General features: G+C 59.6%; 7 protein-coding genes. 3 read left to right on the top strand and 4 right to left on the bottom strand.

From position 1 onward, the window contains the following. Positions 1-102: 102 nt before the first annotated feature. The 3 genes from JNN07_03535 to JNN07_03525 form a co-directional block, all read right to left on the bottom strand. Positions 103-2,145, bottom strand: a complete 2,043-nt coding sequence (locus JNN07_03535; protein MBL9166788.1) for a vanadium-dependent haloperoxidase — start codon at positions 2,143-2,145, stop codon at positions 103-105. A 241-nt stretch (positions 2,146-2,386) separates the two neighbouring features. Continuing rightward, positions 2,387-3,187, bottom strand: coding sequence for a response regulator transcription factor (locus JNN07_03530; GenBank protein ID MBL9166787.1), 801 nt, complete (start codon positions 3,185-3,187; stop codon positions 2,387-2,389). Between the two features lie 157 nt (positions 3,188-3,344). Further along, positions 3,345-4,934, bottom strand: a complete 1,590-nt coding sequence (locus JNN07_03525; GenBank protein ID MBL9166786.1) for a metallophosphoesterase family protein — start codon at positions 4,932-4,934, stop codon at positions 3,345-3,347. A gap of 269 nt (positions 4,935-5,203) precedes the next feature. Between JNN07_03525 and JNN07_03520 the strand changes: the two genes are divergently transcribed. From JNN07_03520 to JNN07_03510, 3 genes are all read left to right on the top strand, one after another. Further along, positions 5,204-6,715, top strand: coding sequence for an MFS transporter (locus tag JNN07_03520; protein MBL9166785.1), 1,512 nt, complete (start codon positions 5,204-5,206; stop codon positions 6,713-6,715). 129 nt (positions 6,716-6,844) lie between these two features. Further along, positions 6,845-7,987 carry a pyridoxal phosphate-dependent aminotransferase family protein gene (locus JNN07_03515; protein ID MBL9166784.1) on the top strand — a complete coding sequence of 381 codons (1,143 nt, stop codon included), beginning with the start codon at positions 6,845-6,847 and terminating at the stop codon, positions 7,985-7,987. A 520-nt stretch (positions 7,988-8,507) separates the two neighbouring features. After that, complete coding sequence (locus JNN07_03510) at positions 8,508-12,608, top strand: ThuA domain-containing protein (GenBank protein ID MBL9166783.1); 4,101 nt, start codon at positions 8,508-8,510, stop codon at positions 12,606-12,608. 467 nt (positions 12,609-13,075) lie between these two features. Here JNN07_03510 and JNN07_03505 read toward each other — a convergent pair whose 3' ends face one another. Next, positions 13,076-13,621 carry a bifunctional (p)ppGpp synthetase/guanosine-3',5'-bis(diphosphate) 3'-pyrophosphohydrolase gene (locus JNN07_03505; protein ID MBL9166782.1) on the bottom strand — a complete coding sequence of 182 codons (546 nt, stop codon included), beginning with the start codon at positions 13,619-13,621 and terminating at the stop codon, positions 13,076-13,078. Positions 13,622-16,022 lie beyond the last annotated feature (2,401 nt).

Below are 16,022 nucleotides of genomic sequence, written 5' to 3'. Positions count from 1 at the left end.
GGGATCACGACACGCCGCTGCTTTCGCCTCCCACCCCGCGTGATTGGGTTCCTTCGCCCCACCTGAGCCACTGCCGAACGATATCCTAAGTCCAACGGCCTCCTAGGGGTTCAAGTCCCGCACCACGCGGAAAAACTTCTTCTGCCCGTCGATGGTGTCAAGATGCAGTCGTTGAGAATCCGTCGCCAGGACGGAAGTCCCCGGCTCGTCGGCGAACGGGAGGTGCAATCCGGTGGTGGACTGGAGGCGATAGGTAAAACCACGCACCGTCGGAAAGGAAATCTCGCACTCGAAAACGTCCAGCGGCCGCATCGAGACGATCGGCACTTCGGAAAGAATCGACCCGTCAAAATAGCGCCGCGCCAGATCCCAGGCCTGCCGTCCACAGATCGCACCAATTTTCCTGCCCGTCAGGTCATCTACCGAAACGTGAATCCCGCCCCAGAGACGCGACAGGCCCGCTTGATCCGCCGCATCGAAATAAGTGCCCCACTGGAGCTGGATGGGTTGGCTCGGTCCGCGCTCGAAGGTCAGCGCAACATCCGCCGCAACCGTGTAGGTTCCCATCCCGCCCGGAAAGAAGGGACTTCCAGTGAAGGCCGAGAGAACCTCGGCCGCCGAACGACTGAAAGTGCTGTGCCCTGAGACGTAACCGGGAAAAGCGGGCGTCACAAAGGTCTTCTTCTGGAATGGCATCCAATCGACCGCCGCAATCCATTTCACGCCGCTGTATTGATTGACCGGATCAGCCGGTTGACCAGGCCAGACTCGAATGGCAACCATCCCGGGGGACAAACCCGCGTGGCGACCATCCGGCTTCGCCGTGTCGCTGGTCACTAACTCGATCAAATTGCTGACGAGCGGTAGCCCGTCCCGATGATAGGAGAACACCCCAGGAATGCTCGACTGCCCGCGCTCGGCCATGTAGCGAATGGCTGCAATGGGGCGGTAGCCATCATAGTGTCGCTTGAGGGTCCAAGCAGCGCAGGCCGCGTCATGCAGAGCCGAGTTTAACGCAAAGTAGAGTTTCACGTCCCACTCCAAGTCTCCCAGCACCGGACCGGTGCCACCGATGCGCTTCACGAACGAAGGATGATCACTCACTTGATTGGCCAAGGAGTTCCAGTGCCCGGGAGGGGTTTCTGAGTTGGGGCCATCAGCCCAGAACTCCGCCAATATCCGCGCGAAATCGCCGCGCTTCACCACGTTGGGGGGGTAAGGCGCCGCGGTGGATGGGTTGACTGGATGCCCCGTCCCGTCGTTAGCACCTAGCGAGCTATTGCCGAAGGCCCCTGGAGAAATGTCCATCGTCACCCCGTCATCCGGGGTAAGTTCGCTGCTGTATCGAATGATTTCGACCACTTCATTGCGATATTGCTCATCCCCAGCACCACGAAGTTGGGGCGGCGGGCCAGGATCGATCCACGGCTGGTTGGAATCGGTTCGCGACAAGGCGAAGGGACGAACCCCCTTCCACTGGGCACCTAAAAACTTCTGAATCACATCGGCTGTCAAACCGTTCTGGCTGGTTGCATTGGTAATGGCCAACGGAGCCCAGCGATTGGGACTGCTGATCAATGTCCCTCGACTCCCGGTGATTAAGGGCAGATTCATCGCCGTGTATCCCCCTAAAAACGATGGGAAATCCGCATAGGCCCGATTCTGCAATGCCCCATCCTCGAAGGCGTATCCGGAGACAGCCGCCGCCACCGAGTTTCCCACCCCCGCGGGTGTGGACAGATCGCGCGAGTGATTCTCGGGCTGATACCCCAGTGCCACAAACTTGGCGTCCAGCCGAGTGAGAGTCTGGCTGGCGGAGCGCGAGAGACCATAGCGCTCGACCAGAATTCGATACGCGGCATAGCTGATCGCTTCCCGACGCGCGACCTCGATGTCCGTCGCCGTATGCTTGCCGTGATAAAGATAGCCCACCGCTTGAGCGTCATACGCCGCCCAGGCGTCGTACATCGCTACGGAGAGATGGAAAAGGTTCCGGGCATGAACCGGAGGATGCGGCAGGTCTATGCGAATGGCAGCCAGGATTTCTTCATCCCAGATTCTGGCGATGGAATGAGTTGCTCCTTCAGCCCAACTCACACAGCACGACAGGCTCAACGCCCCTAACAACTTTCGAAACGACTTCATAGCTCGGGAACCAATGTGGTGCGTGATTAACTACCACAGAATACACGAGCCGCAAGCACTCAGGGGTGGGTTTGGGACCAAATGGGAAAAAACAGTGGAAACACGGGGGGAAGGTGTAGGAAAACCTGCCTGCGGGACAGGATGGAAGCGCCGAGAGACCTGGCACCTGCGGGCTCCTACGGGCCGGAAGGTCGGGGTTTCCCGCACCCTCCGATTCGAACCCAACGCACGGAGCAGGTTGCTAAACGGCGCCAAAAACCGGAGAAGAGGGACCCTGCAGACGACCCAGGGGCGGGACGGCAGAGGTCGAGGTCGCGGGCGATGTGGTGCGCCCAGGCTCCAACACCGAGGTGGAAGGAACCGTGGCCGCAACCGGGCCGATTTGGTAGCCCACGCCACGAATCGTGCGAATCAGTTGCGAAAGGTAGCCTTTGTCCACACTCTCACGCAGGAGATGAACCGTCACGTCGATGACATTGTTCGTCGTTTCCGGCTCACTAGCCCAAATGCTCCGCGCCAAATCTTGGCGGGTAACCACCTGGTTTGGACGACGCATGAGATGCTCTAAAATCGCCAATTGCTTCGCAGGAAGATGGATCTCCGTACCGCCGCGCGTGACATACTTCCGACGAGTATCCAATTCGAGGTCCCCTACGCGAAGCAGGGAAGCACTCAAATCCAGCGGCGTCCGACGCAGCAACGCCTTCACGTTGGCGATCAGTTCGGTGAGGTCAAAAGGCTTAGGCAAATACCCATCAGCGCCGGACTCCAATCCCTGGACACGATGTTGAACCTCAGCGCGTTGGGTGAGGATCAGCACACGGGTCGCCCGCCCGGCAGCTCGGAGCTTCTGAAGAATTTCAATTCCGTCAAAATCGGGGAGAACCAGGTCCAAAATCACCAGGTCGTAGTCCGTAGAGAGGGCTTTCTCCAAGCCCTGCGTCCCGTCACTCGCGTGGTCGATGTTGTAACCCTGCTTCGTCAACCCGCTGACGACAAACTCGGCGATTCCGCCTTCGTCTTCAATCAACAAGATTCGCACAAGGAAAATTCTAGCAGGCCAGTGCTCGTTGTCCACGAATCAATCGTCACAAATGCGGATCATCGGAGGAGACCTATTCTTTCAAAAGATTTCAGAATCAACCTCCCAGGAACATGGAATGCCTTGAGTCGTGGGCCTACCCGCGACAGACAGAACACTAGGGGAGCCGACTCGCAGCCGGAGGCGGTGGTTCCACCTCGATGACGCGAAAGAAGCCATGAACGGAGAAAGGATCGTGAGGATGGGTCCAGTCGGTGATCGATCCCGAAGCCTGCAGTGTGTCGCCAACTCGCTGCCAGATGGGATCATGCAAATCGGGTGAGAATTCCACTTCATAGTAACTTCCAGCCACACTGCGAAACGACGCAAACAGTTGACCCTCCGCCAATCGTAGCCGCCGAACCTGGAGCGGGGCAGGCTGATTGCTTTTCAGGATGGTAAATTGATCTCGGATCTCTCCGGTATCACGGAGAAATTTGGCGTCCAACCGGTTCCCTTCGACATCGATGACCATCGAACCCGTCTCCAACGCATCAAAATACATCGCCGGATGCACTCCAAACCGGAACGTAGCCCAACCCGAGGAGCCTGCTACGATGTACACCGCTCCCTGCCCGGCGGAGGGACCGGCAGTGGTCTTCAAATAGACACCCGTATCCTCCGAACGCCCGCTGCCCGCATCCACTTTCATGTCTGCCGTGAGGGTGGACGAAACGCCATAATGTCCATGGAGAAAAAAGCTGCGCTCATAGATATGGCTGTGGCCGGAGAGCACGAGGTCGACGCCATACGACTCCAGCAACGGCACTACATTGGTCCGCATGTAGGTCAGCGAAAACTCACCGTCGGAATCATGGGAGCCCTTGGAGTAGGGAGGGCTGTGCCAATACGCAATCAGCCATTCGTTAGTATTGGCGGCAAGATCTTCCTCCAGCCACCGCATCATGGCCGCTGCTCCGCGGTAGGGAAGATCCTCTGAGTCCAGGCAGACGAAGTGGATATTGCCGTGGTCAAACGAGTAATAACTCTCCGTTCCCGATGGCACTCCCCCCGCCTCGCCTTGAGTGGGCAGTGAGAACATCTTAAAATAGTCATACACGCCATCCGCTGGCCCCCCATAGAGCTCATGATTGCCCAAGGTGGGCCAGAGAACCGTGTTCCGCAGCAGCGTGGGATAAATGTCAAAAAAGCGCCGCTGGTATTCGGAGTCCAGCCCAGCAAAGTACGCGTTGTCCCCCAAAGCGAGCCAAACATCGGTGGGTTCGCCACCGCTGTGGGCGATGTAGGCGTCCCTGACCTCTCTCTGCCGTTCCGACAACGCGAGTCCAGCGGTACCGCAGTCCCCAATCGCCCAGATGCGGGTCTTCTTGGGCGTCCCTGGAACTGGCGAAGTGTGGAAGTAATAGTCCGCTCCCTCCGCCAAGGTCTCGGTGAGTGTTCCCACCGAATAGTAGTATCGAGTGCCCGGATCCAACCCTCGCAGGACGACCTCGTGGTTGACCTTGGGTAGAAGGCCGCCCGCGATCTCATACAATAAGCCCTGGTCCTGGCCAAAAAACACCACACTCGCCTCCGGTTCGGCCGTACGCCAACGAATCCGAATGCTGTCCTGCGTGCCGATCTGCAAGTAAGGCCCACGAGTCAGTACCGCCGCCCCAGTCGCAAGCAGGGATAACAGAAAGAACCCGACCAAGTTGAACCCCAAGACGTTCAATCTCCTCCGGCTCCAGTGAGATCCTAAATACATGGTGATGTCGGGTTGGTAGTGATGGCAAACTAAGCGGTAAAATCGGGGTTGTCTAGTAGGCATCTGGTGTGGTGTCTCACAAATGGCTGGTGTTTTGTTGCGCTCGTTGCTCATTCCTCACAGATCCAATTGGGATATGCTCGTGATTCGCGCCTCGCCTGGATCGAAAATCCCTTGCCGCAAAACACCAGCCATTTGTGAGACACTACACTAGCAGCGGGGATGCTTGACGCCAGCAGGGCTGGACCGGAGACTCCCCGCTTTGTGCGATGAAACAACCGTCACTACTGATCATCTTCCTGACCGTATTTATTGACCTCATTGGCTTCGGCATCGTGATGCCGCTGCTGCCGCGGTACACGGAAAAGTTTGGCGCTGAGGGTTTTCAAATCGGATTGGTCATCAGCTCGTTCTCCCTGATGCAGTTTTTCTTCGCCCCCATGTGGGGACGGCTGTCGGATCGCATCGGACGTCGCCCGGTGCTCCTCTTGAGCAATGCCGGATCGGCCATCTCCTACGCTGTCTTCGCTCTCGCCTCCGGCATCCAGGGCGAAAAGGGACTCTGGATCTTGCTGGCATCCCGGGTCTTCGCCGGAATCTGCGGTGCCAACATCTCGGTTGCGTCGGCCTACATTGCCGACATCACAACTCCGGAAAACCGGTCCAAAGGGATGGGCATGATCGGCATGGCTTTCGGCCTTGGCTTCATCCTCGGCCCGGCGATCGGATCCATCGCCGCCTGGTACGGTTTGGCAGCCCCAGGCTGGGTCGCCGCCGGATTCTGCACCCTGAACTTTGTGCTCGGCTGCTTCATCCTGGTCGAAAGCCGCCGACCCAACGCCCAACCGACCGTGTCCCGGCCGAAGTTCGCTCAATGGCGACACACGATGCGCAACCCCGCTCTAGCCCTGCTCATCCTGTTGTTCTTCCTAGCCACCTTCTGTTTCACTTGTTTTGAAACCACCCTGCCCTTGCTGCTCGGTTCCGCCAAGCTCCACCCACACAATCTCAAGGACCCCACCCGCCTTCTTAAGGTTCTCAAGGAAGGAGTGGATCCAGTCTCCCAACACCTTCGCGGGTTGCTCGCAGGAGGGCGCATCGATCTGCCGCCCAGCGCGGACACACCAGAAGCGCTGGTGCAATCCCTGAACCAACTCATCGCCCAGCCCGGTTTCTACCATGCCCCAGCATTCACCCAGGTAGCCCTTCCTTCACGACTCCAAGCGGAACTCAGCAAGTCGCTGCAGGGGGACGCCGTCTCCCACGTGAACCGTCAACTGCTCCAGCAAGCCTATCCCGAAATGTTGCAGGCTCCCCGATTCTACTTCGACGAAGGACGCGTCGGCTTCCTCTTCGCCTACTGCGGCGTTCTGGCGGCCTTCGTTCAAGGCCGCGCCATCGGCGGACTGGTGAAACGCTTCGGCGAAGTCAAACTGATCTGGATGAGCCTGATCGTGGTCTCGCTGAGCCTGCTTCTGATTCCCTTGGCAGGAGGACTCGTTAGCCTGCTGTTTGCCTTGGGAGTCTTTGCCATCGGATCCGGAGTCAATCGCGCTCCCACCATGGGTCTGATCTCGAGCAACTCGCCAGCCGACGAGCAGGGGGCGAATCTCGGCGTGGCTCAAAGCGTAGGTGCCTTGGCGAGAATCCTGGGGCCTCTGCTGGCGACCACTCTCTATGCGCGCTCAGTGGCGCTGCCCTATTTCTTGTGCGCAGGGATCGCGCTCGCCGCCGGTGTGGTCGCCTGGATGCGCTTGCGCCCAGCGGTCAAGGCTTCCTAACGCGACCCCAACCGTGCCCGGATCGAAACCTTGCCTCCGGGCCGATGGGCCATGACTGTGTCGAAATGAACAGCGAGCGCCAGTGATCATGGCGAAGGCCGAACACATGGCACCGCAGCTCTGTTTCTTATGAAACCGCCATTGATGGAGTCCGCCCCCGGTCCCGAGACCACGATCGACGGTATCCGTTACCTCTACTTTGGCGGCACGAGCTACCTAGGGCTCCACGGACATCCACAAGTGATTGAGGCAGGATGCGTGGCCCTCAAGAAATACGGCGTGCATACGGCCACCACCCGGGCCGGGTTCGGCACGAGCCCACTGGTGCTCGAAGTGGAGAAGCTCGCGCAACGCTTCTTTGCGGCCGACGACGCGTTTTATTTCTCCGCAGGGTACTCCGCTAACCATATACTCATGCCGGTCTTGGCCAGAACGGCCGCCGCCATCTTCCTGGATGAGCATGCCCACTTCTGCCTCGAGGAAGCGGTTCGACTCACCGGAAAGCCGGTGCACCGCTTTCGTCACCAGGACGCCGCGAACCTTCGATCGCAACTGGAAAACCACCTACCCGCAGGTGGAGCCCCGCTGGTGCTGTCGGACGGGGTAGTCTCCGCGACGGGACGGGTGGCCCCCGTCCGAAATTTGATCGAAGTGCTGTCTCGATTCGCCCCGGCGATGCTGCATCTCGACGACGCCCACGGATTCGGGGTCCTGGGTGAAAACGGGCGCGGAACTTGGGAGGCCGCGGGACTGTGGAATCACGTGAACGGTGGAGAGCCCTTCGAAGGAGTGGCTTTGAGCGTCTGCGGAACTTTGGCCAAAGCGCTGGGTGGCTTCGGAGGAATTGTTACAGGAACGGAGGAGTTCGTGGGAGCCAGCCGGACCTCTTCCCACTACTTCGACGGAGCGAGCGCTCCGGCTTGTCCGTTGGCAGGATCAACCGCTGCGGCGCTTGGACTGCTCTTGTCAGATCCATCCCCACGCGATCGATTGCGACGGGCGGTGCGCCGCGTTCGCCGAGGCCTACAGGATCTTGGAATCCAAGTCAGTGACGAGGCTTCCGCCAACATTGGGTTCACCGTGGGAGAGGCATCCCACATGCGCCGGCTTCATGAGCATCTCCTCGAGCAAAGAATCCTGGTACCCTATCTCCCCGCCTACAGCGGGGTGGGCGCCGAAGGAATTCTTCGACTGGCCGTATGCTCCGAGCACACCGACGCCATGATCGACCGCTTGCTCCAGGCGCTCCGCAAAGCAGTCGGGCGGATTTAGGCCCAACGAATCCGTCGTGACAATTGCCGGGTGAGGCGCATCCGCGCCATCAGAAAATCCCGACTCCGTCGAGGCCTGAAAAGCGGTAGAGGGCTCTGGGCATTACCCACAGGTTCAGAAGATCTTCGCCTCCTATCCCAACGGGATAGCGTCTCAAAGCCCAGGGTTGGGAGGAACGAGCTACCCTGGGAAAAGCGCCATAGAATTCACAACCCCATCGTGGGTTGCGGTTGGTTGGGGGTGTTAGCCGATCCAGTCGCAACCCACGATGGGGTTGTCAGAAAACGGCGACTAACCCAGGGTAGGCGCTCCTGCGTCGCGCCAACCCTGGGCTTTGAGGCGGAATCCCTTTGGGATTCTAACATTTGGTCGAAGAACTTGTGGGTAATACTGAGAGTCCTCTACCGCTTTTCCGCCCTCCCCGGAGGGGAATCCCGGCGATCCTCCCCCACTTCCGACGCTCCCCCGCCGCCACGTTTTTCTCGCCCTCAAGAAAACGGCAGCGTTACCCTCCCTCCACATGAAACCCCTGCCCATCCGCACCTTCATGCCGATGCTGACGCTCACGCTCGCCCTCGCGCTCGCTGTTCAGAACGCCGTGACGGCGGAGCTGCCCGTGAAACAGGGTCTCATCCTCGCATTGGATGCAGCTCGTCAGCCCGAGTTGCTGGAGTCCGCCGGCCTTCCAGCCATTGGAAACGGGTCACCCCTCGGCCGATGGATGGCCTCACCCGCCAGTCTCACGCCTTTCGCCATCCAACCCACGCCCGCCCAACGTCCCCGGTACCTGGCGAACGGTTCGGAAGCGCTGGTGCGATTCGATGGAAAGGACGACTTCCTCATCCTGTCCGGGTCCAAACGAGCCACCCGTGAAATCACCGTGTTCGTGCTCGCCGCTCCCCAGGCGAATCCCGGCCCCTTCGTCGGGCTCCTCGCGGGCGCTGCCTGGGGACAGAACGACTACACGAGCGGGTTCAACCTCGACTTCGGCAACGTCGCCACGCCTCAGCTGAGTGCACTGAACCTCGAAACCGCAGGTAGTCCTGGATTCCAAAACCTCATTCAGCCGGGCAAGAACCTCCCGGCAACGCTCCCGTTCGGTGGCTTTCACGTATTCACGGTCCGATCTAAGATCGGCGCCCACGGCAACGAAGTCTTTCTCGATGGCCTCAAGCTGGCCGATAAACCCCGCGCCGAATCCATCCTCGCACTGGATGAAATCAGCATCGGCGCGCGCTTCTATTCCAACGACCCTGCGGAGCCGCCGTTCGCCCAAGGCATGTTCCAGGGGGACATCACGCTGGTGGCACTGTACGATCGAGTACTGACCAACGAGGAGCGCCAGCAGGTCGAACAAGCCCTGCTCTCCCGGGCCGCCGCTCTCAACGCACTAGCCGCGGGGGGCAGTGGACATTCGCTCGAAACTCTGAAAGATCCGCCCCTCGTGCAACTATTAGTGCCAGGTTTCGCCGTGGAGGAACTGCCGCTCTCGCTTCGCAATCTGACCGGAATTCGCTACCGTCACGACGGCAAGCTGGTTGCCCTCGGCTACGACGGTCGGATCCATTTGGCGACCGACACCGATGGGGATGGACGCGAGGATCGTTCGACGGTGTTCTGGGACAAGTCGCCGCTGCGCGGTCCCATCGGCATGGCTCTGCTGCCCGCCAACGACCCGCGCGGCGACGGCGTCTTCGTCGCGAGCAAAGGGAAAGTCTCACTGTTCCTGGACAAGAACCGCGATGGTGAGGCCGATGAGGAAATCGTGGTCGCGTCCGGATGGACGGAGATCGCTCAGAACGTCGACGCCGTCGGACTCGCTGTGGATCCCCGGGACGGATCGATCTATTTTGGCTTGGGAACCGAAAACTATGCCAATGCCTATTTGATCGATCGCGCCACCGGCAAATCCGCCTTCAAGCTCACCACGGAACACGGAACCATCCAGCGGGTTTCCGCCGATTTCTCCCGACGCGAAACGTTCTGTACCGGAGTCCGCTTCACCTGCGCCCTCGCCTTCAACCGCCACGGAGATCTCTTCGCCAGCGAGCAGGAAGGTGCCACCTGGCTTCCAAACGGTAATCCCTTCGATGAACTGCTCCATATCCAACGTGGCCTCCACTACGGGTTTCCGCCACGACACCCCCGACACCTCCCTCAGGTGATCGACGAGCCGGCCGTATTCGAATATGGCCCCCAGCACCAGAGCACGGTGGGCATGATCTTCAACGAGGGGGTGAACGGTGGCCCCAGCTTCGGACCGGCCCGCTGGGCGGGTGATGCGCTCGTCTGCGGGGAATCCCGGGGCAAGCTCTACCGGACCCAGTTAGTGAAAACCCCCGGCGGCTACGTGGCACAGAACCACCTAATCGGAACGCTCGGGATGCTGCTGGTCGACACCTGCGTGACTCCGCAGGGAGACCTCCTGCTGGCCTGTCATAGCGGGCCTCCCGACTGGGGCAGCGGTCCCGCCGGACAAGGAAAGGTCTTTCGAGTGCGCTGGGTCGGAAAGGAAACGCCGCAACCGGTTTACGTCTGGGCCTCCGCCCCCGACGAATTTAGAATCGCGTTCGACCGCACGCTCACCGACGCTGACTGGAAGGGCGCACGCGAGAAGGTGCGGATCGAAGCCGGCCGCTTCGTCAGCGCGGGCGACCGATACGAGACTATGCGTCCCGGCTATCAAGTCGTACGCGATCAGATGTCTTCTCCGAGGCGCTGGGTCGAAATCCAAAGCCTCTCGCTCTCCGCAGATCGCCGCACACTGGTGCTGCGAGTCCCTCGCCAGACTCAGCGGGAAACCTACGCGATAACCCTTCCCCTGCCCGGCTCCTGGGAAACCTCCAGCCCGATTCGCCAGCGACCCGAAATCGACCTCGCCCTGACGCTCAACGGCGTCTACCTCACCACCGAGAGCTCCGAGGGAACTCAACAGATCGTTCTCCCGCATCCCTCCCTCCCGGTGTGGAGAGAATGGACTGCCGGATCTGCGGACCACGAAGCGCTTAGCCGCCGGCTCACCTCCGGAGCATCTGAAGTATCGTGGAGAGTGAAGGGCCTGGTGAACCGAGCGAACATCTTCGTCCCGGCCGTGCAACCGGGTGCCTCGCTGGATTGGGATCTCGCCGCGGATCCGTTCGCAAATCGAATGATGACCGTGCGAGCGGATATCTCCTCTGACGGGCCTCGCGAGTTGCCGCTGGTCGCTGTTGCCGGAACACCCTGGGGGTCGTTTGAGCTGAAAGGAGTTGCGAAGACCGATGGGAGTGGCAGCGGGACTGGAAGCGGGATCGACTACGTCCTTGAGGATCGAGTCCGATCGGTTCCACTGAGCAGACTCGCGTTGCCGTGGGCTTCAGGCTCGACAAGTAACTCACCCGGGCAGGTGATCGCCCGAACGGATGTGCAGGGAAACTGGCTGAGAGGCCGGAGAGTCTTTCTCTCCGAGGGAGGATGCGCAACCTGCCACGCGATTCGAGGCGAAGGGGTGGCGTTCGGACCCGATCTGTCCAATCTAGTTCATCGGGATCGAGATTCCGTTCTGCAAGACATCACCCGCCCATCGGCCACGATCAACCCCGACCAGGCAGGCAGTTTGGTCACACTGAAGAGCGGCAGCCAGATCGCCGGTATAGTTCGATCCTTGACGGAAAGCCGCTTAACGCTGCGGCTCCCCGGAAATGTCGAGGTCGATCAGGCGCGTGCCGATGTGGTATCCATCGAACCGTTGAAAACCTCGTTGATGCCGGAGAACCTCATCCACGCGCTGAGCGGGGAGCAAGTGGAGGACCTGCTCACCTTCCTGCTCACCAATCCGCTGGACGTCACGTCCATCACTCGGCTCGATCCGCCCATGCCGCGGGCCAGGGCCTGGAAAGAAGTGGCGCCGTTCCTAGCAAGCGGAGGGACTGCAACTGTCTCACCTCGCCCCCTGCGACTCCTGCTCTGCGTGGACGACAAAGACCATGGGATCGATGAACATGACTACCCGCTCTGGCAAAAACGCTGGTCAAAACTTCTCCCGTTGGCCGATGGCGTCAAAGTCCGCACCCATGCGGGTTTTCCTACCGCCCAACAGCTCAGCGAAACCGACGTGGCAATCTTCTATTCCCGGAACGCGGGTTGGAGCACCAGCTCAGCCTCGATCCTGGACGACTATCAGAAGCGAGGCGGAGGTCTGGTCTATCTCCACTGGGCCATGCAGGGACGCCAGGACGCCCTGGCCTATGCGGAGCGAATCGGGATCGCGATGGGTGCGGGCTCGAAGTATCGCCACGGGGACATGGAGTTGAATTTCACCGCGCCTGAACATCCCATCACGCGCGGGTTCCAGTCGTTGAAACTCGTGGATGAAACCTACTGGGCCTTCCACGGCGATGAGAACCATCTACGAGTTCTGGCCCGCGCGACCGAAGAGGCGTCGCCCCGAACTCAACTCTGGGCGTACGAGCGACACCAGGGCCGTGTCTTCGGCAGCATCCCCGGTCACTACATGTGGACCTTCGATGACCCGCTCTACCGCATCCTCGTGCTGCGAGGGATCGCTTGGGCGGCCAAGGACCCCGATGTCGATCGGCTACTCGAACTCTCCACCATCGGCGCCCGCATCACTCCGGACTAACTCCGCGACCGGTTTCTGCGGCTGGGGAAAGAGTTGAACCGCGAAGGACGCAAAGGACCCTATGTCTGAAAGGAAAAGGAATCCTGCTTTTCCTGTTCCCTTCGGATTCCCCATCGCGTCCATTGCGTCCATTGCGGTTTAAAACGCCGGTCCCCTTCCCTTCCCGGCCTGGGATGCCGCTTCAAGACCGGCGCCCAAACAGCTGCGCGAACAGTTCTTGGGACCGTTTCACACCGACCTCGCTCAAGCCGACAGATTTGGCCTTCCCCACAGGATCGGAGATGTAACCCTTCTTGTGGAGCCGCTCCATCGCCGCCCAACTCTGTCCTTTCCACGCACAGGGAAAACCTCTGTCCGTGAAAGTTGTCAGGTGTAAGAGCGCGAGAACCGCGTCATCAACTTTGTCTTCGTCATAGTCCATAGTCTGAAAAATAGGATCCGGTGAAAGCAACGCCAACGGAAATTTTCTAGTGCCTGAGTTCCTTTCGAATTTTTTCTACCACCTGCCTGAACTCTTGCTCAAGCGCTGGGCTGCACCCCTGACACGCATGGACGACCTGTTCCGCCCAATCGACATACTCGCGCTTTCGGGCGAGCGACCAACTCGGGGGTTCATCGGAGGACAGGTCCGAGACATTGCAGATCTTGTCTGCCACCTTGATGCACTGTGCCGGGCGCGAAAGATGCGGGGCGTGCTCGATCTGGCGCCGCTTTCGATCAACTTGAGAAAGCGTGCGGTCATCGGTCACCTCCTCCACTAGGCGACACACCGACTCGCCAAAACGATGGCTCAACTCTTCGCGCGTCACGGTGGTGTCCTCCAGGGTGTCATGGAGGATAGCCGCCTGAAGAACGGCCAACTCACTCACCCCGCCGACTCGAGCCAAGATCTCGGCGACCGCTATCGGGTGGTTGATGTAGGGGGTGGCAGCTGCGTTCTTGCGACGCTGCGTGCTGTGCAAGCTCGCGGCCAACTGAATGGCCGCCAACAAAGATGCTATATCGGTGTTCATCGGTTTAGCTGTTAGAAATCTTCGCAACTTGGCCCTGAGCCTCTGTGTGGCCCCAGGCAGCACTGCTTGAAATCGTCCCAATCTACATAGAATTGAAACGGAACTCTGGCGGGGTCGATTTCAACATGCCCTGATCCCGTCAATCGCACGACCGCAAACTCGCACAATATTCCGGAGACGCTGAATAGAACGCCCCCGTCAGCCACATTCTCGGCCACCGCCTGGCAGGGCACCCCAGCGAGCCCATGAAGCAGTGATCGTTCCACCTCGAACTCTGCTGTCAAATGTCGCGCACGCCTGGTCCTGAGACGAATCCAGGGCCGACGGAACCGCATCTTGGGCGATGACTTTGATGAACCAGAGCCCGGTAGAATAAAATCGCGAGGATTGGGTGACATATGGAGTGCGGCAGACCTCTGCCGCTTTGACCTAAACAACGGAGCTGATATCCCACTCCGCCGCGCGGGAAAACTGCAGAGGGTTCTAAGCATTACCCACAAGTTCGGAAGCAAGTTGGTTTAGCTTAACGCCAGAGAGTCGCGACCGCTAGAGCAGCCACAGCCGCGCAAGCAACCGCCACTTTGAGAGCTTGAGGACGCATGTGAAATGGGTCGACTCACCGATGGCGACCCGACCCAGGATCAGAGCGCCATCGAAAAGTGCGTTTTTCGAAGCGTTCATTGAGGATCCCTGATTTTTTCGATCGCGGAGGCCCATCCGGCAAACCCAGCAACGAGTAAACCAGGCTCGGCTGCCGAATCATCGCTTCGATGTTTCGATCGCTCAGTCTGATGAATGCACAACAAGTTCCCATAACCAGAAGAAAGGGGCCCCGAACCCGCAGGGTTCACAAAAATTAGCCGGGGGTGTCCGCACCCCCGGGAACCATTAGAAATATCGAGCATCGCGCAGCGATGCCACGCCTTTCTGAGACTTGCTTCACCCGTAATCAACGAACCTGATCCGTTCGTCACTCCAAGATCCGGAAGGTGGCACGCCTTTCAGGGTGCTGTTCAATAGGGGGCCGACAGACGGGGGGGTCGCTGCGCAGGGCATTAGGTAACACCGCGTCGAACGGACCGCCAGTATGCCCAGGGCCAGACTGCAAACATCACGAGGAGCAAATAGTAGACCGCCCCGGAAACAGGTTCCCGGTCGCGGAGCAGCTCGATAGGCGAAAGTCCTCTGAGCAGAACTCCAAATGCAATCTCAGTCGTCACCAACATGACAAACGCACTCATTCCGACCTTCAACTGAACCGACCCACGTTCGCCGAAACCAATCCGCCGACTTATCCATCGACCGACTATGACAATCGCGATCAGCATGAACGGCATTTCCATCAACTCTGCTGTCCTAACTCCGAATCGCGGGACTAACCATAATGTTCGGAATATCCCAAGCAGAAAACCAGTTCCAAACACCCACACGAAATAGGCCGCCGCTAGTTTTATGATTTGCACAAGGATGGCCGCGTTCTGGGTCCGCTAAGGCTCTGGTGCAGGCGGTGTTCTGCCCTTCCTCCGAAACTGCTCAGCGACGCACCGCCAAAGGCACACAGAATGGAGTCGAGAGGCAACGTGGGCGTTCGCGTGCATCTGATCCGGCTCAGGCACGCCGCCACGCGGCGTTGCCTGGACCCTTTCTCGTTAGGCGGCGCGGTCATTACGCTCGAGGCAACTCTAGGTCGGATCTCCGATAGAATGGCTCGGCGGTCGGGACGCCCTCCGGCACCGCGACGACGAAACGCGGACCACCCAGCGCATCCGCTCGCGCAATGAAATCACGGATCGCGCGCTCTTCGGGGCGGTCAAGCACCAAGGTCGCCAATAGCTCTGGCGCGGCGTCGCTTGATGACAGCCAAGCCAGCCAGACACCGGCTACGTTTGAATCTGCCCTGCAAACGTCAAGGAGCTGCGCTCGAAATGCGGCCCCGAGCTCGGATGGCTCGACCGAACGAAATTTTGAGCCTCGAGCAAGCGCGTCGCCGAAGCGCTCCGTGGCCGGGAGTTTCGTGGGCGTAGCATCATGATTAAGTCGCTTCGTTTTTTTATTGGCGCCGATCAGCCACATACACCACCCAATCGCAACAGCGATGAGAGCAGCGATTACTATTCCCACGGGCTGAAGCATAGGCCGCCTAACGCCTCGCGGAGAGCCACAGCCCGCCGAATCTCGAGAGCGCAGTGACGAAGACCGTGATGATCGAGTTGGAACTCATGTAAAATGGTAGTGCGCTAAGGGCTGTTGGCTCGACTGCGCTGGTTGGACGAAGCCGCTACGCGGAGGCCTTCGGCTGGGAGGGTGTCAGAGGATTGCTTCTGAGTCCTGAGTGTCATCCAGATCATTCGCTTCGCAGTTCAAAAGGTAATCTGTCGTAGCAGAGCCCCCGCAGCGACAG

This window comes from Verrucomicrobiales bacterium (assembly GCA_016793885.1).
In the GTDB taxonomy this organism is placed as follows: Bacteria; Verrucomicrobiota; Verrucomicrobiia; order Limisphaerales; family UBA11320; genus UBA11320.
This window is presented reverse-complemented; position numbering and strand designations above follow the sequence as displayed.